Source organism: Xanthobacter sp. ZOL 2024, assembly GCF_052932325.1.
On sequence record NZ_CM128808.1, the window covers coordinates 459,576 to 478,902 of the forward strand.

The window sequence follows — 19,327 nt, forward strand, 5'->3', positions numbered from 1 at the left end:
ACCGCGCTCAGCGGTAATACAGGCCGACCTTGTCGCCGGCCGCCTCCACCACCTGGATCTCCATGTCGTAGATGGCATGGAGCACCTCCGGCCGCATCAGCTCGGACGGCGCGCCCTCAAAGGCCAGCCGCCCGGCCTTCATGGCCACCACGCGATCGGCGTGGCAGGAGGCGAAATTGATGTCGTGCAGCACCACCACCACGGTCTTGCCCAGCTCGTCCGCCGCGCGCCGCAGCAGGCGCATGGTGGCGGCGGCATGCTTCATGTCGAGATTGTTGAGCGGCTCGTCCAGCAGCAGGTAGTCCGTATCCTGGGCCAGCACCATGGCGATGAAGGCGCGCTGGCGCTGGCCGCCGGACAGGGCATCCAGCGGGCGCGCCTTGAGCGCGCCAAGATCCACATAGCCGATGGCGGCGGCGATCTTCTCCCCATCCTCCCGGGTCAGCCGCCCCCGCGAATAGGGAAAGCGTCCGAACCCCACCAGTTCCTCCACCGTGAGGCGCGGCGTGATGGCATTCGCCTGCCGCAGAATGGCCAGCCGGCGCGCCAGCACATCCCCCTTGATGCGGGTCACATCCACACCGTCGAGGCGCACGCTGCCGCCGCTCGCCGGCAGCAGCCGCGCGGCGATGGACAGCAGCGTCGACTTGCCCGCCCCGTTGGGGCCGATGAGGGCGGTGAGCCCGCCCGGCGGCAACTGCAGCGAAACAGAATCGAGCACGCGGGTCGCGCCATAGGATTTCGAGAGATTGCGGATCTCGATCACGCGCGCTCCCTCCGCATGAGCAGGATGATGAACAGAAGGCCGCCCACGAACTCGATGACCACGCTCAAGGTGGCGGCGAGGCCGAGCAGCCGCTCGAGAACCATCTGCCCGCCGGCGAGGCAGATGACGGCGATCAGCCCGGCAGCGGGCAAGGTGTAGCGGTGACGATCGGTGCCGACCACGTGATAGGCGAGGTTGGAAACCAGCAGCCCAAAGAACAGCACCGGCCCCACCAGGGCGGTGGACACAGACACCAGCACCGCCACCAGCGCCACCAGCACCGCCACCATGCGGCGGTAGTCGACGCCGAGATTGATGGCCGCCTCACGGCCCAGCGCCAGCACGTCGAGGGTGGAGGCCAGCCGCAGCGCCAGCGCGCAGGCGGCCAGGATCACCGCGCCGGCCACCGGCAGCAGGCTGGTGTCCACCGCATTGAACTGGGCGAACAGCATGCCCTGCAGCACGGCGAAGGCATTGGGATCGAGGATGCGCTGGAGCAGCCCCGCCAGCGAGCGGCACAGCACGCCGAACACGATGCCCGCCAGCAGCAGCAGGTGCAGGTCGCTGCGCTCGGCGGAGAACAGCACGCGGAACAGGGCCATGGCGGCCACCACCATGAGCCCCGCCACCAGCGCGAACATCAGGCGCGGATCGAGCATCACCGCGCCCTGGGCGCCGAGCACGAAGACGAGGGCGGTCTTCAGCGTCACGTAAAGGGCGTCGAAGCCCATCACCGCCGGGGTCAGGATACGGTTCTGCGTGAGCGTCTGAAACACCACCGTGGAGACCGCAACCGCCAGCCCCACCAGCACCAGGCCCGCCAGCTTGGTGCCGCGGAACGGCAGCACGAACCCCCAATTGCCCTTCACCCCCACGGTCATGAAGGCGACCATGGCAAGGATGGCGAGGGCCGCGAGCAGCAGCAGCATGCGTGCGGGACGGGACAGGGCGCGGACCGGGAGGAGGACGGCTTCAGCCATGTTGGGGGCGCCGCCCGAGCAGCAGATAGAGGAAGACCGCGCTGCCCAGCACCCCGGCCACAGTGCCCACCGGAATCTCATAGGGGAAACGCACCAGCCGGCCGATGATGTCGCAGGCAAGCAGGAAGCCGGCGCCGGAAACGGCGATCCACGGCAGGGTGCGGCGCAGATGATCCCCCAGCACCAGCGCCACCACATTGGCGACGATGAGCCCGAGGAACGGCACCGTGCCGGCGGTGACCACGCAGGCCGCCGTGACCAGCGAGACGATCACCAGCCCGAGGGTCACCACCTTGCGGTAGTCGAGGCCCAGATTGGTGGCGAAGGCATCGCCGAGCCCAGCCACGGTGAAGCGGTCGGCCGCCAGATAGGCGAGAATGGACAGCGGCACGCTGATCCACAGCAGCTCATAGCGTCCCCGCAGCACGCCGGAGAAGTCGCCCGTGGTCCAGGCGGCCAACGCCTGCAGGAGATCGAAACGATAGGCGAGGAAGGTGGAGGCCGCATCGATCACCCCGCCCAGAATGAGGCCCACCAGAGGCACGATGAGGGTGGTGCGCAGGCTCAGCCGATCGACGATGCGCAGGAACAGGAAGGTGCCGGCCAGAGCGAAGGCGGAGGCCACCAGCATCTTGCCGAACACCGGCAGGTCGGGCGCCGCCAGCATCACCACAACCAGGCCGAGGCGGGCGGCCTCGGCGGTGCCGGCGGTGGTGGGCTCCACGAAGCGGTTGCGGAACAGCATCTGCATGATCACCGCGGCGACGCCCATGGAGAGGCCCGCGAACAGCAGCGCGAGGGTGCGCGGCACGCGGCTCGCCATCAGCACCAGCAGCGCCTCCTGGCCCGCCGCATCCGCCGAGAACAGATCCGCCGGCGCCAGATCGCCGACGCCGATGAGGAGGCTCGAGGCCACCAGCAGCGCCAGCACCAGCAGCGCCGCCAGGAACGCCCGCGGGGCCGCCACCGGCGCGAGGAAACCGGCCCCGGCGCGGGCCGCGGGCGCCATCACAGCGCTACCGGGCCTTGGGCGCCGCCTCGAAGGCGGTCGCCAGGTCCTCGATGGTGATGGCCAGCGCCCGCCCGCCGCCATTGGCGATATACCAGCGCGGCGCGTCGAGATAGACGATGTGGCCGGCCTTGGCGGCCCGGGTGGCGGCGACGATGTCGTTGTCGAGCACCTTCTGGGCGGCGGCGGCCGCGCGGCCGATGGCCACGTCGCGATCGAGCACCAGCACCCACTGCGGATTGGTCTTCAGGATGTACTCGAACGAGATCACGTCGCCATGGGTGTCCACGGCCTTGCCCTCGGCGACGGGCTTGAGGCCCAGTTCGTCGAAGATCCAGCCATAGCGCGAGCCGGCGCCGTAGGAGCTGAGCTTGCCACCGTTCACCATCACCATGAGCACCGGCCCGAGATCGGGCGCGACGGCGCGCACCCGCGCTTTGGCGGCTTCGAGCCGCGCATCCAGCGCCTTGGCCTCTTCTTCCTTGCCGAAGATGCGGCCCAGGGTGTCCACATGGGCCTCTGCGCTGGCCAGGAACGACTTGGGATCGATGGTGAGATCAATGGTGGGCGCGATCTTGGCGAGCGCGTCATATTTCGGCGCCGAGCGGCCACCGATGATGATGAGATCGGGCTCCAGCGCCGCCACCGCCTCGTAATCGGGCTCGAACAGGGTGCCGACCTTGGCATAGCGGGCATCCTGATACTTGGCGAGGAAGGCCGGCATGTTGGTGCCGGGCACGCCCGCCACGTCGACGCCCAGGGCATCGAGGGTGTCGAGGCTCGCCACGTCGAAGACCACGACGCGCTTTGGCATCTGCGGCAGCACCAGCTCGCCGCGCGCGTGGCTGACGGTCACCGGCGCGGCGCGGCCGGCCGCCGGCGCCCACACCACCCCCCCCAACAGCAGGGCCAGCCCCCAGGCCAGAACGCGAAATGACTGCGGCAAGGAACGCAGCGCCATACCCATGACATTCATCCTTCACAACCAAGGCCCGCGCCGATGCAATTCAGATCTCCGCACGGGGCTGTCCGCCCGCCGCACGCAACGGCGAGGTTGGGAAATAAAGAAGCAGACCTGAACGCACACTGGCCTGAAATCAGCAAATCACGATCATCAAAAACTCACCACAGCGGCGCCGATCATTTCACCACTGACAAATTTGAACGATTCTAAACAGATGATCCTGAGACGATGATCTCTTCCATCCTCTTCTTATACATCGCCGAGCCCGTCAAGCGATGTGCGGCGGCGCCGCAGCACCGCCGCGCAAACGCAATCGGCCGGGGCGTGTGACGCCCCGGCCGATGAGACGGGATCTGCGATCAGCTGCGCTCACATGTGCGGGCGGGTCTTCAGAACCTCCAGCTCGGCCCGCGCCCACAGCTCGCGATCGCGCCCCTGCGGGCACCCCTCCTCCCACCAGATGGCATGGGCGCGCCGGCGGATCTGATCCCGCTCAAAGGCATTCAGCCCGGCGGCGCCGTCATCGCGCGATCCGCTCACTGTCTTGGCCTTCATGGTCTCGCTCATGGTCGTCCTCCGTCTGCACCTGTCACGACGGGAGCCGGCGCGGAAGCCGCGCCGCCTGCGTCGCCTTGCAGGCGGTCAACGCCGCCATCGGCGCGGTGGTTCCCATCTGCCGGCGGCGCGTGGCGGCACGCCGTCCGCGATCTCGTATTTTTGCGCATTTCGCCCGGCAGAGCTTTGCATTAGCCTATTGGGGTGCGTCGGCGCGATCAGGGCGAAACGGCCATCCCAGGCCACAGAGACGCGACGCACGGATCATCGGTCTCCAAAGGGGGCGGCCATGTTCGTTGCGGAAGCTCGGAGCCATGGGCCGGGCTATCGTCGATCATCATCAGGCGCCACCAGATCACGCGGCATCTGGCGACATGAGATGACGAGACACGGCCGCAACGCCCGTGGACCCTAGCGCCCTCGGTGCGGTCACGTCGCCGGCGTGACCCCGCATCCAGAGCCCACGTCTGTTGCGTTTTCCTTTCCAACAAGAAAGGCCCATCTTCATGCTGTATTCCACTCGCCTGATCAGAGCCGTGGCGGCCATCGCCGTCGCCGGCCTGGTGTCGGGCGCCGGCATCCGCCTGGCAGCCGCCGCGCCGCCCGAGGCGGAAGATCGCGCGGCGACCAGCGTCGACCCCGCAGCCACCGCCGCCCTCACCCGCATGGGGACCTACCTCGCCAGCCTGAAGACATTCGAGCTGACCGCCAAGACCACCATCGAGGTGGTGCTGCGGGCCGGCCATCAGGTGGAGATCGGCGGCGTTGTGCATTATTGGGCCAAGAAGCCCAACATGCTGCGCATCGACAGCGACACCGACACCGTGTCGCGCCAGTATGTCTTCGACGGCAAGACCTTCACGGTGGTGGCGCCGGTCGATGGCTTCTTCGCCCAGGCTCCGGGCCAGGCCGGCATCCGCGAGACGCTGGCCTTCGCCGCCCAGACCCTCAATATCGAGGTGCCGCTGGCCGACCTGTTCGATTGGGGCACCCCCCACGCGCCCCTGAACCTGTTCGACCGCGGCTTCTTCGTCGGCACCGCCAAGATCGAAGGCACCGAGACCGAGCATTACGCCCTGATCGGCAAGGACTTCGATTTCGAGGTGTGGATCCAGCGGGGTGAGCAGCCCCTGCCCCTGAAGATGGCCCTGGTGGACCACAGCACCCCCGGCAGCCCGCGCTTCTCGGCCCTGCTGAGCTGGAAGCCCGACGCCGCCATTGCCGACGACGTGTTCACCTTCACCCCCGGCAAGGATCTGGCGAAGATCGACTTTGCCAAGCCCGCGGCGGCGCCCCCCGCCCAGCCGGCGACGGACAAGAAGGGAGCAAAGTGATGACCTCTTCGCGTTCGCGCACCCCGCGTCACCATCTGGCCACGGCGGCCACCCTCGCGCTCGGCGTCGCTCTGGCCGCCACCGCGGCCGATGCCCGCGGCTTTGGCGGCGGCTTCGGCGGCTTTCACGGCGGCGGCGGCTTTGGTGGCTTTCATGGCGGCGGCGGCTTCGATATGGCCGCGCCCCGCATGAACATGGGACCGCATTTCAATGCCGGCCCCGGCTTCAACCAGCCGATCCCGGCCGGACATCCGTTCGGCCCGCCCGGCCCGATGCCGGGTCCGCACCCCATGCCGGGCCCCGGCCCGGGGCCGCATCCCTTGCCACCGCCTGGCCCAGGGCCGCATCCGCTGCCGCCGCCCGGTCCCGGTCCCTATCCGCCCTATCATCCCGGCTACTGGCCCGGCCCCTATTATCCGGGCGGCTGGTGGGGACCGGCCGCGGCCGGCGCCGCCGTGGGCGCGGCCATCACCGCCGCGGCCATCGGCTCCTACGCCTATTCGCTGCCGGCAAGCTGCGCGCAGATGATCGTCAACGGCATTGCCTACCAGCAGTGCGGCCCCAACTGGTACCTGCCCCAGTTCCAGGGCGGCCAGGTGGTCTATCAGGTGGTGGCGAACCCCAACTGATGCCGACTTGGGTCAAAGACCCGTGTGGACGGCGCCTTCGGGCGCCGTCCACACGGCCTCCCACAATTCGAAGAGACAGCCCCTGATCCGGAACAACGGGCTCAAGGTAGCAAGCCGCGCACCAAGAGGTCGTGATACTCCTGCGCCACTTCCTCGGCGGACTTGCCGCGGCCGGGCTTGAACCAGCGCACCATCCAGCTCAGCAGCGACAGCACCGCGCGGCCCGTCATGGCGGCGCCCACCGGGCGGAACGAGCCATCGGCCACCCCATCGGCGATGATCTGGCGCAACAGGCCCTCATGGGCATCGCGCAAGGCGAGGGCATCGTCCTTCAGCCGGGTGCTGGCCATGCCGGAGAAGCCCACCAGCATGGTGGCGAAGCAATCATAATTGTCGGCCAGGAACCGGGCGTGGGCCATCATGTAGTGGCGCAGCTGCTCCACCGGCGGATCCTTCTTGTCCACCGCCGCGGCGGCGGTTTCATAAAGGCCGGTGAGGGTGAAGATGATGATGGCGTCGTAGATCTCCTGCTTGGAGGAGAAATAATTGTAGATGGCGCCCTTGGAATAGTTCATCGCCCGCGCCAGCTCGCTGAGGGAGCCCGCGGAAAAGCCCTTCTCGGCGAACAGGCGAGCCGCCTGCTGCAGGATCTCGGCGCGGGGGTCGTCGATCATCCGCGGGCGCCCCACCGGGCGGGCCTTTGCCACGGACGGAGCCGCGCGCGCCTCACCCATCTGCGGCTCGTCCGCATGCCCGCGTCGAACCCGCGCCACCGGACGGACCGCCGCGCCGTCTCCGCCGGCACCGGTTCCGCCGGCGACGCGACGCCGCCGCACCGGCGCGACAGCCCGGCCTCCGCGCGCCGCCCGTGCCGGCTTTTCGGTGTCTTCGCTCACCCGCTTCCTCCCGGTGCGGGCCGTTCGCCCGCCATCATTTCTCAAGTGTTCATTTTGAGGACTTGACCGGCGCCGTCAAGTTATATACCGACTGGTCGGAAACTAAATCACGCCAACCCAGATCCGCGAGGAGGCACGTCCCATGGCCGCATCGTCCGCCAAGCCGAAGTTCGATTGGAACGACCCTTTCAATTTCGAGAGCCAGCTCACCGAGGAAGAGCGGCTGGTCCGCGACACCGCGCGCGACTATGCCCAGGAAAAGCTCCTGCCGCGCGTGACCTCGGCCTACCTGGAAGAGCGGTTCGACCGCGAGATCATGAACGAGATGGGCGAGCTCGGCCTGCTCGGCTGCACCATCGCGCCGGAATACGGCGGAGCCGGCCTCAACTACGTGTCCTACGGCCTGGCCGCCCGTGAGGTGGAGCGGGTGGACAGCGGCTATCGCTCAGCCATGAGCGTGCAATCCTCGCTGGTGATGCACCCCATCAACGCCTATGGCACCGAGGAGCAGAAGAAGAAGTATCTGCCCAAGCTGGCCACCGGCGAGTGGGTCGGCTGCTTCGGCCTCACCGAGCCGGACGCCGGTTCCGACCCGGCCGGCATGCGCACCCGCGCCGAGAAGATCGACGGCGGCTATCGCCTCAAGGGCGCCAAGATGTGGATCACCAACTCCCCCATCGCCGATCTCGCGGTGGTGTGGGCGAAGTCGGCGGCCCATGATAATGCCATCAAGGGCTTCGTGGTCGAGCGCGGCACCAAGGGCTTCTCCACCCCCAAGATCGAGGGCAAGCTCTCCCTGCGCGCCTCCATCACCGGCGAGATCGTGCTCGACGACGTGGAGATCCCGGAAGAGAACCTGCTGCCCAACGTCTCCGGCCTCGCCGGCCCGTTCGGCTGCCTCAACCGCGCCCGCTACGGCATCGGCTGGGGCGCCATCGGCGCGGCGGAAGCCTGCTACGTCCAGGCCCGCCAGTACACCCTGGACCGCAAGCAGTTCGGCCGCCCGCTGGCCAACACCCAGCTGGTGCAGAAGAAGCTCGCCGACATGGCCACCGAGATCGCCCTCGGCCTCCAGCTCGCTCTGCGCGCCGGCCACCTGATGGACGAAGGCCAGCTGCCGGTGGAGACCATCTCCTTCCTGAAGCGCAACAATTGCGGCAAGGCCCTCGACATCGCCCGGGTGGCCCGCGACATGCACGGCGGCAACGGCATCTCGGCCGAGTTCCACGTGATCCGTCACGCGGCCAACCTCGAGACCGTCAACACCTATGAGGGCACCCACGACATCCATGCCCTCATCATCGGCCGGGCCATCACCGGCCTGCAGGCGTTCTTCTGAGCGCCTGATTATCCTCAAGTCCCCCTTGTGCCCTCTCCCCCTCCCGGGAGAGGTTCGGGTGAGGATGGCGCCGCCCGGTTGAGCGCACCCTGCGCTCCGGCGGCCCGCCTCGCCCCACTTCCCCCTCTCCCTCCGGGGAGAGGGGCTCTTCTTCTGTCCTGGAAAAGTGCCATGTCCGCTGCTGAGTCTTCTCCTGCCTCCTCCGCCGCCGATACCCCCGCCCCGCTCGCGGGCCTGCGCGTCCTTGAGCTTGCCCGCATCCTCGCCGGCCCCTGGTGCGGCCAGATGCTGGCGGATCTCGGCGCCGAGGTGATCAAGGTGGAGCGTCCCGGCGCCGGTGACGACACGCGCACCTGGGGCCCGCCCTTCCTGAAGGGGGCCGACGGCGCTGATCTCGGCGCGGCCTATTTCCACGCCACCAATCGCGGCAAGCGCTCCGTCGCCGTGGATTTCGAGACCCCCGAAGGCCAGGCGGTGATCCGCGCCCTGGCCGCCCGCTGCGACGTGGTGATCGAGAATTTCAAGCTCGGCGGCCTCAAGAAGTATGGGCTCGATTACGAGAGCCTGAAAAAGGTGAACCCGCGCCTCGTCTATTGCTCGGTCACCGGCTTCGGCCAGAACGGCCCCTATGCGCCACGCGCCGGCTATGACTTCCTGGTGCAGGGCATGGGCGGCATCATGGACCTGACCGGCGATCCCGAGGGTGAGCCGCAGAAGGTGGGCGTGGCCTTCGCCGACATCTTCACCGGGCTTTACGGCACCATCGGCGTGCTGGCGGCGCTGCGGCGGCGCGAGACCACCGGCGAGGGCGGCTATGTGGACATGGCCCTGCTCGACACCCAGGTGAGCGTGCTCGCCAACCAGGCCATGAACTATCTCGCCTCCGGCAAGGCACCCAAGCGCATGGGCAATGCCCATCCCAATATCGTGCCCTACCAGGTGTTCCCCTGCGCCGACGGCTATTTCATCGCCGCCGTGGGCAACGACGGCCAGTTCACCCGCTTCTGCGGGGTGCTGGGCGCCCCCGAGCTCGCCACGATCCCGGATTTCAAGACCAATCCGGAACGGGTGGCCCATCGCGCCACTTTGGTGCCCCAGCTCTCCGCCCTCACCTCCAGCTTCAAGCGCGACGAGCTCCTGGCGGCGCTGGAGAAGCAGGGCGTGCCGGCCGGCCCCATCAACACCGTGCCCCAGGTGTTCGCCGATCCGCAGGTGGAGTATCGCGGCCTCAAGGTGGACCTGCCCGAGGCGGGCGGCGGCACCGTACCGACCGTAGCGAGCCCCATCGTGTTGGACGGCGAGCGGCAGGTGGCCAAGACCGCCAGCCCCCGCCTCGGCGCCGACACCGAGGCGGTGCTGGCCCTCATCAAGGACCAGATCGGACAAGTCTGAACTGCAAGGGCTGACCGGCCGGGGCTGGGGCCAAAGGCTTGAGCCTTTCTCATGGGCCGTTGGACCAGCCTGCGCGGCCCTTGAGCGAACCCGGTTGGGACAGGTCGAAGACCGGGACCGATGGTCTGACGGCATGCGAACGGCCCCCGCGCGGGGCCGTTCCGCTTTGGGGCTGCCGCCTTGCTCCGGCCACCGGAAGGTGAGAGGGGTAAGGTTCCCATGAACCGCTTCGCCGCTCTCATCGACCGGCTCGGCTACGAGGCCGGCCGCAATGCCAAGGTTCGCCTGATGGCGGACTATTTCCGCGCGACGCCCGATCCCGAGCGGGGCTTCGCTTTGGCGGCCCTCACCGGCGCCTTCTCCTTCGCCAATGCCAAGCCGGCCCTGGTGCGCGCCCTCATCTCCGAGCGCACCGACCCGGTGCTGTTCGACCTCTCCTATGATTATGTGGGCGACCTCGCCGAGACCGTCGCCTTGATGTGGCCGACACCCGAGGGGGCCTCGGCCCACGCCCCGCTGCTGTCCGAGATCGTCCACGACCTCTCCACTCTGTCCAAGAGCGCCCTGCCCCGGCATCTGGCCGGCTGGCTCGATGGCCTGGACGAAACCGGCCGCTGGGCGCTCCTGAAGCTCATCACCGGTGCCCTCAGGGTGGGCGCCTCGGCGCGGCTCGCCAAGACCGCTGTGGCGAGCCTCGGCACCCTCACGCCAGACGATGTGGAGCTGGTGTGGCCGGGCCTCACGGCGCCCTATGGGGATTTGTTCGCCTGGGTGGAGGGCCGCGGCCCGCGGCCGGAAACCACCAATCCGGCGCCATTCCGCCCGGTGATGCTGGCCCATGCCATCGAGGAGGCGGATTTCTCCACCCTCGCCCCGGCCGACTTTCGCGCCGAATGGAAATGGGATGGCATCCGCGTGCAGGCGGTGGCCGGACGCGGCGACGCCGGCGAACGGGTGACGCGGCTTTATTCCCGCACCGGGGAGGACATCTCCGCCGCCTTTCCCGATCTTCTGGAGGCCCTCGATTTCGAGGGGGCGCTGGACGGCGAACTGCTGATCGTGCGCGCGGGGCGGGTGGAGCCGTTCAACGTGCTGCAGCAGCGGCTCAACCGCAAATCGGTCACCCCCAAGCTGCTCAACGAATTCCCCGCCCATATGCGCGCCTACGACCTTCTGGCCGAAGGGGCGGAGGACCTGCGCGACCAGCCCTTCACCGCCCGCCGCGCGCGGCTGGCGGCGCTGGTGGCGCGCCTCGCCTCCCCCCGGCTCGATCTCTCCGCGCTGGTGCCCTTCAGCAACTGGGACGACCTTGCCGCCGCCCGCGCCGATCCGGGCGCGGCAGGGGCCGGCGCCGATGGGGATGCGGTGGAAGGGGTGATGATGAAGCGGGCCGACAGCCCCTATCTGCCCGGCCGCCCCAAGGGCCCGTGGTGGAAGTGGAAGCGCGACCCGCGCACGGTGGATGCCGTGCTCATGTATGCCCAGCGCGGCCACGGCAAGCGCTCCTCCTTCTATTCCGACTACACCTTCGGGGTGTGGACGGCGGGCGAGGACGGCGATGTTCTGGTGCCGGTGGGCAAGGCCTATTTCGGCTTCACCGACGAGGAGCTGAAGGCCATCGACGCCTTCGTGCGCAAGTTCACCATCAACCGCTTCGGCCCGGTGCGCGAGGTGGTGCACGAGAAGGAGGCGGGGCTGGTGCTGGAGGTGGCGTTCGAGGGCATCGGCCGCTCGCCGCGCCACCGCGCGGGCCTCGCGCTGCGCTTTCCCCGCATCGCCCGCCTGCGCTGGGACAAGCCGCCGGGGGAAGCCGACCGGCTGGAGGCGCTGGAGGCGCTGCTGCCTACTGGCTCGCCCAGATGATGCGGGCGATCCACTCCACCTGATCCAGCGGAATCTGCCGGTCCTCATGGGCCGGATTGAGCGAGCGCAGCTCGATATGGCGGGCGGTGCGGCGGGCCAATTCCTTGGCCATCACCTCCCCACCGCGCGTCTTCACCACCACCCGGTCGCCCTTGCGGATGGAAGCGCCGGGGGAGACCACCACCACGTCCCCGTCGCGATACACCGGCTGCATGGAATCACCGGCGATCTCCAGGGCATAGGCGTGCTGGTCCTCCACCTCGGGAAACACGATCTCGTCCCAGCCGGCGCCGGCGGGAAAGCCGGCATCGTCGAAGAAGCCGCCGCTGCCGGCCTGGGCGAAGCCGATCTGCGGAATGGCGTGCAAGGCCCCCTTCATGGGAGACGGGTCCTCGGCGAAGCCGTCGTCCCGCGCACCGCCCCGTTCCGGCTCCAGCAGCGCCAGGAAATGCTCGACGCTGGCGCCGGTGGCGGTGAGCGCCTTGGCGATGCTCTCGGTGGAGGGCCAGCGCGGCCGCCCGTCGGTGGTGATGCGCTTGGAGCGATTGAAGGTGGTGGGATCGAGCCCGGCCCGCTTGGCGAGCCCGGACGTGGACAGCCCATGCTCGACGGCGAGCTGGTCCACCGCCCTCCAGATCTGCCCATGAGTGAGCATGGTCATGTTGCGTCCTCGCCGCCTCTTGCGCGGAACATAAGAATTTGTTCCCTATTTGTCCAGGAATGAAATCCCCACACAACTCTGATACAATCTCAGGGTGTACACGACCCACAAGCGGGCGTCCGGGCTATGCACCGAAAATTGCGTCACCGGCACGCCGCCGGTGACATCCCCCCGGCAACGGCGCTAAAGCCCTCACGAGGTTCGCCGCGCCGCCTCCATGGTGGCGCCGACATCCGGGAGGCTCTCATGTCCGCCATCTACAAGATCAGCCCCGCCACCCTGTGGGCGACCGCGCAGGCGGAAGGCGTCTTCACCGGCGCGCCGGTGGATGTGGCCGATGGCTTCATCCATTTTTCCACCGCCGCCCAGGCGCGTGAGACCGCGGCGAAGCACTTCCAGGGGCAGGACGGGCTGAAGCTGGTGGCCATCGATCCTGCACCGCTGGGCGCCGCGCTCAAATGGGAGCCCTCGCGGGGCGGCGCGCTGTTTCCCCATCTCTACGGGCCGCTGCCGCTGACCGCCGTGCTGTGGGTGAAGGACCTGCCGCTGGGGGCCGATGGCCTGCACCTTTTTCCCGACCTCGATTGAGCCTCACGCCGGGCCGAAGGTGCGCCGCATCAGCGCCGGCAGCCGCAGGCCCTGCAGCACCCCGCGCGCCGCCAGGAACACCATGAGCGCCGCCCACAGGCCATCATTGCCGAAAGGCCGCAACGCCCACCAGGCAGCCATATAGATGCCCACCGCCAGCAGCATCAGATTGCGCATGTCGCGGGACCACAAAGCGCCGATGAACACCCCGTCGAACGCGAACGCCAGCACGCCCGCCACCGGCAACAGCGCGGCATAAAGCAGGTAGGTTCGCGCTTCCGCCTGCACCGGCGCGCTGGTGGTCATCAGGTCGATCAGCTGCGGCCCGGCCAGCAGATAGAGGCCGGCGGCAGCGAGGGCGAAGCCGAAGCCCCACAGCAGCACCAATTGCACCCCGCGCAGGAAGGTGGCGCGCTGGCGGGCGCCCACCGCCGCCCCGCATACCTGCTCGGCGGCAGTGGCGAAGCCATCGAGGAAATAGGCGGCGACGAGCCCGAGATTCTGCAGCAGCGCATTGGCCGCCAGCGTGACGTCGCCGGAACGCGCGCCCTGGGCCGCGAAAAAGAAGAAGGCGAACATGAGCACCGCGGTACGGATCATGATGTCGCCATTAAGCAGCACCGCCTGGCGCACCCGCGCCCGATCCAGCAGCACCGCACGCGGCACCTCAAAGCGGAAGCCCAGCAGCTGGCCGCAGATGACGAGACCCGCCAGGGTGCCCACCATCTCCCCCACCAGCGTGCCCAGCGCCGCGCCTGCCACGCCCCATCCCGCGCCCAGCACCAGCGCCGCCGTCAGCCCCATGTTGACGACATTCAGGCCCACCTGCACCGCCAGCGCCCGCCCGGTGCGGCCGAGGCCGGTGAGCCAGCCCAGAACCGCATAATTGGCGAGGGTGAAGGGGGCGGCGAAGATCCGCACATGGAAATAGGTGGCCACGGCGCGCTCCACCTCGGGGCTCGCCCCGGCGAGCTTCAGCGCCACCATCAAGATGGGCACCTGCAGCAGCACCAAAGCACCTCCGCACAGGGCCGCCAGCAGCAGCGCCCGCGCCAGCACCGCCCGCGTCTCCAGGCGATCGGAGCGCCCCACCGCCTGCGCCGCCAGCCCCACCGAGCCCATGCGCAGGAAGCCGAACACCCAGAACAGCATGTCGAAGATCACGGCGGCCAGGGCCACGCCGCCCAGCAGCGCGGCATCGCCCAGCCGCCCCACCACCGCCGCATCCACCACCCCGAGCAGGGGCGTGGTGAGATGCGCCACCGTCATGGGCAGCGCGATGGCCAGCACCCTTCGGTGGGTGACGGGCCCGGTTCCAGCGCTCATGGGAGCCTCGAGGGATGCCTCAGCGGCGGGCGTTGGCGATGCGCAGCACAATCCACAGCGGTACGACGATGACGGCGCCCAACAGGAAATAGCGCCACAACCGCTCCACCGCCTCGAAGCCGAACGAGAACAGGTTGCGCACCAGCCGTTCCAGGCTCTGGAAGATGTTCATGGGATCAAGGCCGAGCGCGGCCATGATCACCCCCACCACCACGGACAGGATGACGAGACGCACCAGCACCCAGGCGGGGGATCCGCCGAAGAATCGGGTGAGCTCGTTATTGTCCGCCATGCCGGCCTCCTGTGATGGGGGCAGGTCTAGCATGCCCGCCGCCAACGTGGAATCACTCCGGCCCGTCGCCGGATGGGCGCTGTGTGGAAGGCTCGACACGGCGCGGGAATGCCGCTACGGCAATTCCACCGGATACGCTCCGGCGCGCGGGGGCGCAACGGATCCGGACGGCCAGCTGGAGACGACCGCCCATGCGCCTTTGCGACCTCATCCGCCCATTGTCCCTCCCGCTTCTGGCAGCTACCCTGCTCGCCATCTGGACCGGCGCGCCCACCGCCGCCCGAGCCGAGCCGGCGCCGCGCACCATCATCGTGCTCGATGGCTCGGGCTCCATGTGGGGCGAGATCGACGGTCTCCGGAAGCTCGACACCGCCCGCGAGGTGGTGGGCCAGGTGGTTTCCAGCCTGCCCGCCGACCGCGCGCTCGGGCTGATGGCCTATGGCCACCGGCGCAAGGGCGACTGTTCCGACATCGAGCTGATCGTGCCGCCAGCGCCCGGCACCGCGCCGGCGGTGCTTCAGGCGGTGCGGTCCATGCGGTTCGTGGGCAAGACGCCGCTGTCCGAAACGGTGCGGCAGGCGGCCGAGGCGCTGGACTACACCCAGGCTCCCGCCACCGTGGTGCTGGTGACCGACGGGCTGGAGACCTGCGCCGCCGATCCCTGCGCGGTGGCCACGGAGCTGGAGGCCGCCGGGGTCGGCTTCACCGCCCATGTCATCGGCTTCGGCCTCACCCGCACCCAGGGCGCCCAGGTGGCCTGCATCGCCGAAAAGACCGGCGGCCGCTACCTGCCGGCGCGCGACGGCGCGGCGCTGGCGGAAGCGCTCACCGCCACCGTCGGCACGCCCCCCACGGCGGCACCGCCCGCCGCGACGCCGCCGGCCAAGACCTATTTTCCGGGCGCGCCGCTGATGCCGAATGTGGCCCTCGAGCCCACCGGCCAGACCACCAACCAGGAGGGCAAGCCCCTGGCGGAAAAGCCGTTCCCGCCCACCGGCACCATCGCCCAGTGCCAGGCCGCCTGCACCGATGACACCGCCTGCCTGGCCTGGCGCTACGAGCCCAAGGGCAGCTATTTCGTCGATCACGCGCGCTGCTTCACATTCCCTGCCAGCAGCGAGTTCGATCTGCGCACCTTCCCCGCCGAAGAGGGGTGGGCCTCGGGCATCAAGGATGGCCACAGCCCGCTGGTGCGGCCCTATCTCATCACCGTGACCTTCAGCGCCGAAGCCGACGGCGCGCCCATTTCCTGGTCCGCCGCCCCGATGCCCGGGCCGCAGGCCCTGCCACCGGAAGCCTGGGCCGCCGAGGAGGAGCGCGTGGAGCCAGTGGAGGCCGCCCTGCTGCCCGGCGCCTACCGGGTCACCGGAACCGTCACCGAGGGGCCGTTGAAGGGGACGGTCTTTTCCGCGCCGATCACGGTCGCGCCCACCGGCGCGGTGGCCTTCCCCATTCCGCGCACGCCGTAGGGCGCCGCCGCCTCAGCGGAACACCCAGACGATGACGCCGACGGCGACCAAGATGGCCACCGCCATCACCCGATCGTCGCCGAGGCCCCGCAGCCGTCCGCCGGCATCGCCGCGCACCCACAAGGTGCCGGCATGCCCGGCGGCGGGAGGCGCGGGGCATGCACGGCTCACCGCCGCGCCGACCCCGACGCAGGCCAGGGTGGAGAGACCCGCGACCACCGTGAAATGCGGCAGCGGATCCGCAACGCCGGCCCGGGCGAGGCCGAGGCGAAGACCCAGCAGGGCCAGCCCGAGACCATGGCCGAAGAGCAGCGCCGCCCATGCTCCGGCCCGGGTGGCCCGCCGCCAGAACAGGCCCATGAGGAACACCGCCACCACCGGCGGCACCGCATAGGAAAAGACCTGCTGAATATAGTTGAAGAGGCCGGGAAACTCGCGAATCACCAGCGGCCACAGGGCGGCGATGACGATGAAGCCCGCCGTCACCAGCCGTCCCAGCGTTACCGCGTGCGCCGGGCTCCACTGGCGCCGATCGGCACCGGCGAAATCGTACATCACCAGGGTGGCGGCGGAGTTCAGCGTGGAATCGATGGTGGACATGATGGCCGCCAGCAGGCCGGAGAGCACCAGCCCCACCATGCCCACCGGCAGGAAGTGGCTCACCATCATGGGGAACACCTGGTCGCCATTGTCCAGCGGCGGCAGCAGCGCCAGCGCCATGGCCGCCGGCAGGGCCATCATGAACAGCGGCAGGATCTTCAGCGCCGCCGCCAGCATGGCGCCCCGGCGCGCGGACTCCAGCGAGCGGGCGCCGAGCACCCGCTGCATGATGTACTGGTTGGCCCCCCCAATAATAAAACCCCAGCACCGGCAGGCCGATGAGCACCCCGGTCCAGGGCATGGCGTCATCCGACGCCGGGCGGATGAGGCTCAGGTGATCGGCCGGCACCGCCGCCACCACCGCCGCCCAGGAGAAGTCGAACCGTGCAAACACCGCATAGCTGAGCGCCAGCGACCCCGCGATGAGCACCAGGGCCTGGATCACATCCGTATAGACCACGCCGCGCAGGCCACCGGCCATGGTGTAGGCGCCGGCGAACAGCGCGAGGCCGATGCAGGCCGGCACGAACGGCACGTCCGGCACCAGCACCTGCAGCACCAGGATGCCCGCATAGACGCTGCCGGCCGCATCCACGAAAATGGACAGGAAGATGGTGAGCGCCGACACGTAGCGCTGCACCCCGCGGCCGAAGCGGCGACCGAGATATTCGGGAATGGTGGTGATGCGGGTGCGCAGCAGCACCGGAATGGTGAACATCGCCATGAACACCAGGATCAGCGCCGCCCACAATTCATAATGGGCCACCGCGATCCCCTGCCCATAGGCGGCGCCGGCAACGCCGATGAGGGTGGTGGAGGAGATGTTGGATGCGAACAGCGACAGGCCAATAGCCAGCCCGCCCAGGCTGCGCCCCGCCAGGAACAATTCCTCACTTGAAGTCGACTTGCGCGACACCGCGATGCCGATGACGGCAACGACCGCGAGATAGGCGACAACAACGATAATATCCAGGGACTGAAGCGCAATCATGAGGGGCGGACCTGTGTCCCTTCGTCAGCGAAGATATGGCGACATCTTCGGCCAATGGACAGCGATGCCGGGCTCGACAGACACTGAAAGGAGGATGCTCTTGGATAACATGTAGCCTCCCACATGAGAACCGCCGCAGCGGTTTTCGGCCCACGGCTCCATCCGCCCTCGCGCAACGGCCGCAGCTTGGCCTACCATGGCCCATCGTCAGTTCCACGGAGGCACCATGCGACGCTGGCAATGGATCTTGCTGCGAACCGCGCGCCAGCTCTGGTTCCGCGCCACGCTGATCGGCGCCCTCGGGGTGGCGGCCGCCGGGCTGGCGCTGCTGGCGGACCGTTTCATACCCGGTCAGCAGCAGCTGGACGTGGGCGCTGACGCGGTCAACAGCGTGCTCTCCATCATCGCCTCGAGCATGCTGGCGGTCACCACCTTCTCCCTCTCCGTGATGACCTCGGCCTATGGCGCGGCCGCCAGCACGGTCACCCCCCGGGCGACGCCGCTGCTGCGCCAGGACCGGGTGACGCAGAATGTGCTCTCCACCTTCCTCGGCTCGTTCCTGTTCAGCATCGTCGGCATCGTCGCCCTGAAGGCCGGCGCCTACGGGCCCCAGGGCCGGGCGGTGCTGTTCGTGGTCACCATCGGCGTCATCGTGCTGGTGGTGGTCGCGCTGTTGAGCTGGATCGACCACCTCACCCGCCTCGGCAACGTCCGGGAAACCACCGATCGGGTGGAGGAGGCCACCCGATCGGCGCTCGCGGCCCGGCTCGCTTGCCCGTTCCTCGGCGGCATCCCGCGCGACGAGACAGCCACCCCGCCCCCCGGCGCTGTGACGGTGCGCGCGCAGGTGACGGGCTATGTGCAGCATGTGGACATGGGGGCACTGGACGCCTGCGGGGCCCGGCTGGAAACGCCGATTTGCCTTGCCGTGGTGCCCGGCGCCTTCGTCCATGAAGGCACGCCCCTCATGGTGCTCCCCCATGCCGGCGCCGCCACGGCGGAAGCGCTGGAGGAGACGGACCAGAAGGGCATGGCCCAGACCCTGCGCGATGCCATCACCATCGGCGATGCCCGTAGCTTCGACCAGGACCCGCGGTTCGGCCTCTCGGTGCTGAGCGAGATCGCCTCACGGGCGCTGTCGCCGGCGGTCAACGACCCCGGCACCGCCATCGACGTGATCGGCCGCGCGGCTCGGCTGCTCACCCTCTGGGCCAAGGGACACGCGGAGGACGCAGCAGAACCGCCCTGCCCCCACGTGCAGGTGCCGCCATTGCTGGCCGCCGACCTGTTCGACGACGCCTTCCGCCCCATCGCCCGCGACGGCGCGGCCTTGATCGAAGTTCAGCTACGACTCAGAAAGACCCTTCTTGCGTTGGCCGGCATGGGCGACGACGCATTCCGTGCGGCCGCCCGCGCCACGGCGGACCTCGCCCTCGCCCACGCGGAAGCGGCCCTTCGCATCGAGGCGGACAAGAGGCTGCTGCGCGGCGGCGCACCGGTCGGAGGCGGCCGCTGAGAGGCCGGTGATTTGCCTCGCACGGCCAAACCTGATAAGCACCGCCCCTTCACGAGGACGGCCACGCCGATCCGCCGACCGGACCTGAGGGTCCGGAGGTCACCGCCCGACAGCGCGTTGCGCTCTCGGGCGCGTTTGGCGTTGTCCTCATGCTCGT

18 protein-coding genes and 1 pseudogene are annotated in these 19,327 nt (G+C 69.0%); 8 read left to right on the forward strand and 11 right to left on the reverse strand.

The genetic code is table 11. From position 1 onward, the window contains the following. Positions 1–7 precede the first annotated feature (7 nt). The 5 genes from ACU4E7_RS02300 to ACU4E7_RS02320 form a co-directional block, all read right to left on the reverse strand. Positions 8–766, reverse strand: coding sequence for an iron ABC transporter ATP-binding protein (locus ACU4E7_RS02300; protein WP_447020513.1), 759 nt, complete (start codon positions 764–766; stop codon positions 8–10). Next, entirely contained in the window at positions 763–1,746 is a 984-nt protein-coding gene (locus ACU4E7_RS02305) for an iron chelate uptake ABC transporter family permease subunit (protein WP_238120655.1), read from the reverse strand. Before ACU4E7_RS02305 ends, ACU4E7_RS02300 begins: the two co-directional genes overlap by 4 nt. Beyond that, positions 1,739–2,755 (reverse strand): ABC transporter permease, encoded by a 1,017-nt coding sequence (locus ACU4E7_RS02310; protein ID WP_447020514.1) that lies wholly within the window; start codon positions 2,753–2,755, stop codon positions 1,739–1,741. Before ACU4E7_RS02310 ends, ACU4E7_RS02305 begins: the two co-directional genes overlap by 8 nt. A 7-nt stretch (positions 2,756–2,762) precedes the next feature. Beyond that, positions 2,763–3,722: a siderophore ABC transporter substrate-binding protein gene (locus ACU4E7_RS02315; protein ID WP_447020515.1), complete on the reverse strand. Its 960-nt coding sequence runs from the start codon at positions 3,720–3,722 to the stop codon at positions 2,763–2,765. Between the two features lie 366 nt (positions 3,723–4,088). Beyond that, positions 4,089–4,286: a DUF2934 domain-containing protein gene (locus ACU4E7_RS02320; protein WP_238120652.1), complete on the reverse strand. Its 198-nt coding sequence runs from the start codon at positions 4,284–4,286 to the stop codon at positions 4,089–4,091. 494 nt (positions 4,287–4,780) lie between these two features. On the opposite strand from ACU4E7_RS02320, the gene ACU4E7_RS02325 reads away from it, so the two are divergent. Both ACU4E7_RS02325 and ACU4E7_RS02330 read left to right on the forward strand, forming a co-directional pair. After that, positions 4,781–5,608 (forward strand): DUF2092 domain-containing protein, encoded by an 828-nt coding sequence (locus tag ACU4E7_RS02325; protein WP_447020516.1) that lies wholly within the window; start codon positions 4,781–4,783, stop codon positions 5,606–5,608. Then, the gene (locus ACU4E7_RS02330; protein ID WP_447020517.1) at positions 5,608–6,237 is read left to right on the forward strand and encodes a hypothetical protein; all 630 of its coding nucleotides are present in this window, start codon (positions 5,608–5,610) and stop codon (positions 6,235–6,237) included. The genes ACU4E7_RS02325 and ACU4E7_RS02330 overlap by 1 nt, the downstream gene beginning before the upstream one ends. Positions 6,238–6,338: 101 nt before the next feature. On the opposite strand, the gene ACU4E7_RS02335 is transcribed toward ACU4E7_RS02330, so the two are convergent. Then, entirely contained in the window at positions 6,339–7,133 is a 795-nt protein-coding gene (locus ACU4E7_RS02335) for a TetR/AcrR family transcriptional regulator (RefSeq protein WP_447020518.1), read from the reverse strand. 142 nt (positions 7,134–7,275) lie between these two features. On the opposite strand from ACU4E7_RS02335, the gene ACU4E7_RS02340 reads away from it, so the two are divergent. The 3 genes from ACU4E7_RS02340 to ACU4E7_RS02350 all read left to right on the forward strand — a co-directional run bounded on the left by ACU4E7_RS02340 (position 7,276) and on the right by ACU4E7_RS02350 (position 11,727). Next, positions 7,276–8,472: an acyl-CoA dehydrogenase gene (locus tag ACU4E7_RS02340; protein WP_447020519.1), complete on the forward strand. Its 1,197-nt coding sequence runs from the start codon at positions 7,276–7,278 to the stop codon at positions 8,470–8,472. Positions 8,473–8,643: 171 nt separating this feature from the next. Next, the gene (locus ACU4E7_RS02345) at positions 8,644–9,864 is read left to right on the forward strand and encodes a CaiB/BaiF CoA transferase family protein (RefSeq protein WP_447020520.1); all 1,221 of its coding nucleotides are present in this window, start codon (positions 8,644–8,646) and stop codon (positions 9,862–9,864) included. Between the two features lie 219 nt (positions 9,865–10,083). Continuing rightward, positions 10,084–11,727 (forward strand): cisplatin damage response ATP-dependent DNA ligase, encoded by a 1,644-nt coding sequence (locus tag ACU4E7_RS02350; RefSeq protein WP_447020521.1) that lies wholly within the window; start codon positions 10,084–10,086, stop codon positions 11,725–11,727. On the opposite strand, the gene ACU4E7_RS02355 is transcribed toward ACU4E7_RS02350, so the two are convergent. After that, positions 11,708–12,382, reverse strand: a complete 675-nt coding sequence (locus ACU4E7_RS02355; protein WP_238120901.1) for a S24 family peptidase — start codon at positions 12,380–12,382, stop codon at positions 11,708–11,710. The genes ACU4E7_RS02350 and ACU4E7_RS02355 overlap by 20 nt on opposite strands. Positions 12,383–12,634: 252 nt before the next feature. Between ACU4E7_RS02355 and ACU4E7_RS02360 the strand changes: the two genes are divergently transcribed. After that, positions 12,635–12,976 carry a DUF952 domain-containing protein gene (locus ACU4E7_RS02360; RefSeq protein WP_447020522.1) on the forward strand — a complete coding sequence of 114 codons (342 nt, stop codon included), beginning with the start codon at positions 12,635–12,637 and terminating at the stop codon, positions 12,974–12,976. Between the two features lie 3 nt (positions 12,977–12,979). Here ACU4E7_RS02360 and ACU4E7_RS02365 read toward each other — a convergent pair whose 3' ends face one another. Both ACU4E7_RS02365 and ACU4E7_RS02370 read right to left on the reverse strand, forming a co-directional pair. Further along, entirely contained in the window at positions 12,980–14,302 is a 1,323-nt protein-coding gene (locus ACU4E7_RS02365; protein ID WP_447020523.1) for an MATE family efflux transporter, read from the reverse strand. A gap of 19 nt (positions 14,303–14,321) precedes the next feature. Further along, a complete protein-coding gene (locus ACU4E7_RS02370; RefSeq protein ID WP_238120643.1) occupies positions 14,322–14,594 on the reverse strand; it encodes a DUF6460 domain-containing protein in 273 nt (90 codons plus the stop codon). Between the two features lie 191 nt (positions 14,595–14,785). Between ACU4E7_RS02370 and ACU4E7_RS02375 the strand changes: the two genes are divergently transcribed. Then, the gene (locus ACU4E7_RS02375; RefSeq protein WP_238120642.1) at positions 14,786–16,063 is read left to right on the forward strand and encodes a vWA domain-containing protein; all 1,278 of its coding nucleotides are present in this window, start codon (positions 14,786–14,788) and stop codon (positions 16,061–16,063) included. A 12-nt stretch (positions 16,064–16,075) separates the two neighbouring features. Here ACU4E7_RS02375 and ACU4E7_RS02380 read toward each other — a convergent pair whose 3' ends face one another. Next, entirely contained in the window at positions 16,076–16,972 is an 897-nt protein-coding gene (locus tag ACU4E7_RS02380) for a sodium:solute symporter family transporter (RefSeq protein ID WP_447020524.1), read from the reverse strand. A gap of 106 nt (positions 16,973–17,078) precedes the next feature. After that, positions 17,079–17,654 (reverse strand): annotated as a pseudogene (locus ACU4E7_RS02385) (sodium:solute symporter family transporter); the annotation flags it as partial. Between the two features lie 226 nt (positions 17,655–17,880). Here ACU4E7_RS02385 and ACU4E7_RS02390 point away from each other — a divergent pair. Continuing rightward, positions 17,881–19,170, forward strand: a complete 1,290-nt coding sequence (locus ACU4E7_RS02390) for a DUF2254 domain-containing protein (protein ID WP_238120640.1) — start codon at positions 17,881–17,883, stop codon at positions 19,168–19,170. The last annotated feature ends 157 nt before the right edge of the window (positions 19,171–19,327 follow it).

Coding starts and splice junctions, on each gene's coding strand:
- ACU4E7_RS02305 (WP_238120655.1), bottom strand. CDS start 1,746: ATGGCTGAAGCCGTCCTCCTCCCGGTCCGCGCCCTGTCCCGTCCCGCA.
- ACU4E7_RS02310 (WP_447020514.1), bottom strand. CDS start 2,755: ATGGCGCCCGCGGCCCGCGCCGGGGCCGGTTTCCTCGCGCCGGTGGCG.
- ACU4E7_RS02315 (WP_447020515.1), bottom strand. CDS start 3,722: ATGGGTATGGCGCTGCGTTCCTTGCCGCAGTCATTTCGCGTTCTGGCC.
- ACU4E7_RS02320 (WP_238120652.1), bottom strand. CDS start 4,286: ATGAGCGAGACCATGAAGGCCAAGACAGTGAGCGGATCGCGCGATGAC.
- ACU4E7_RS02325 (WP_447020516.1), top strand. CDS start 4,781: ATGCTGTATTCCACTCGCCTGATCAGAGCCGTGGCGGCCATCGCCGTC.
- ACU4E7_RS02330 (WP_447020517.1), top strand. CDS start 5,608: ATGACCTCTTCGCGTTCGCGCACCCCGCGTCACCATCTGGCCACGGCG.
- ACU4E7_RS02340 (WP_447020519.1), top strand. CDS start 7,276: ATGGCCGCATCGTCCGCCAAGCCGAAGTTCGATTGGAACGACCCTTTC.
- ACU4E7_RS02345 (WP_447020520.1), top strand. CDS start 8,644: ATGTCCGCTGCTGAGTCTTCTCCTGCCTCCTCCGCCGCCGATACCCCC.
- ACU4E7_RS02350 (WP_447020521.1), top strand. CDS start 10,084: ATGAACCGCTTCGCCGCTCTCATCGACCGGCTCGGCTACGAGGCCGGC.
- ACU4E7_RS02355 (WP_238120901.1), bottom strand. CDS start 12,382: ATGCTCACTCATGGGCAGATCTGGAGGGCGGTGGACCAGCTCGCCGTC.
- ACU4E7_RS02360 (WP_447020522.1), top strand. CDS start 12,635: ATGTCCGCCATCTACAAGATCAGCCCCGCCACCCTGTGGGCGACCGCG.
- ACU4E7_RS02365 (WP_447020523.1), bottom strand. CDS start 14,302: ATGAGCGCTGGAACCGGGCCCGTCACCCACCGAAGGGTGCTGGCCATC.
- ACU4E7_RS02370 (WP_238120643.1), bottom strand. CDS start 14,594: ATGGCGGACAATAACGAGCTCACCCGATTCTTCGGCGGATCCCCCGCC.
- ACU4E7_RS02375 (WP_238120642.1), top strand. CDS start 14,786: ATGCGCCTTTGCGACCTCATCCGCCCATTGTCCCTCCCGCTTCTGGCA.
- ACU4E7_RS02380 (WP_447020524.1), bottom strand. CDS start 16,972: ATGACGCCATGCCCTGGACCGGGGTGCTCATCGGCCTGCCGGTGCTGG.
- ACU4E7_RS02390 (WP_238120640.1), top strand. CDS start 17,881: ATGCGACGCTGGCAATGGATCTTGCTGCGAACCGCGCGCCAGCTCTGG.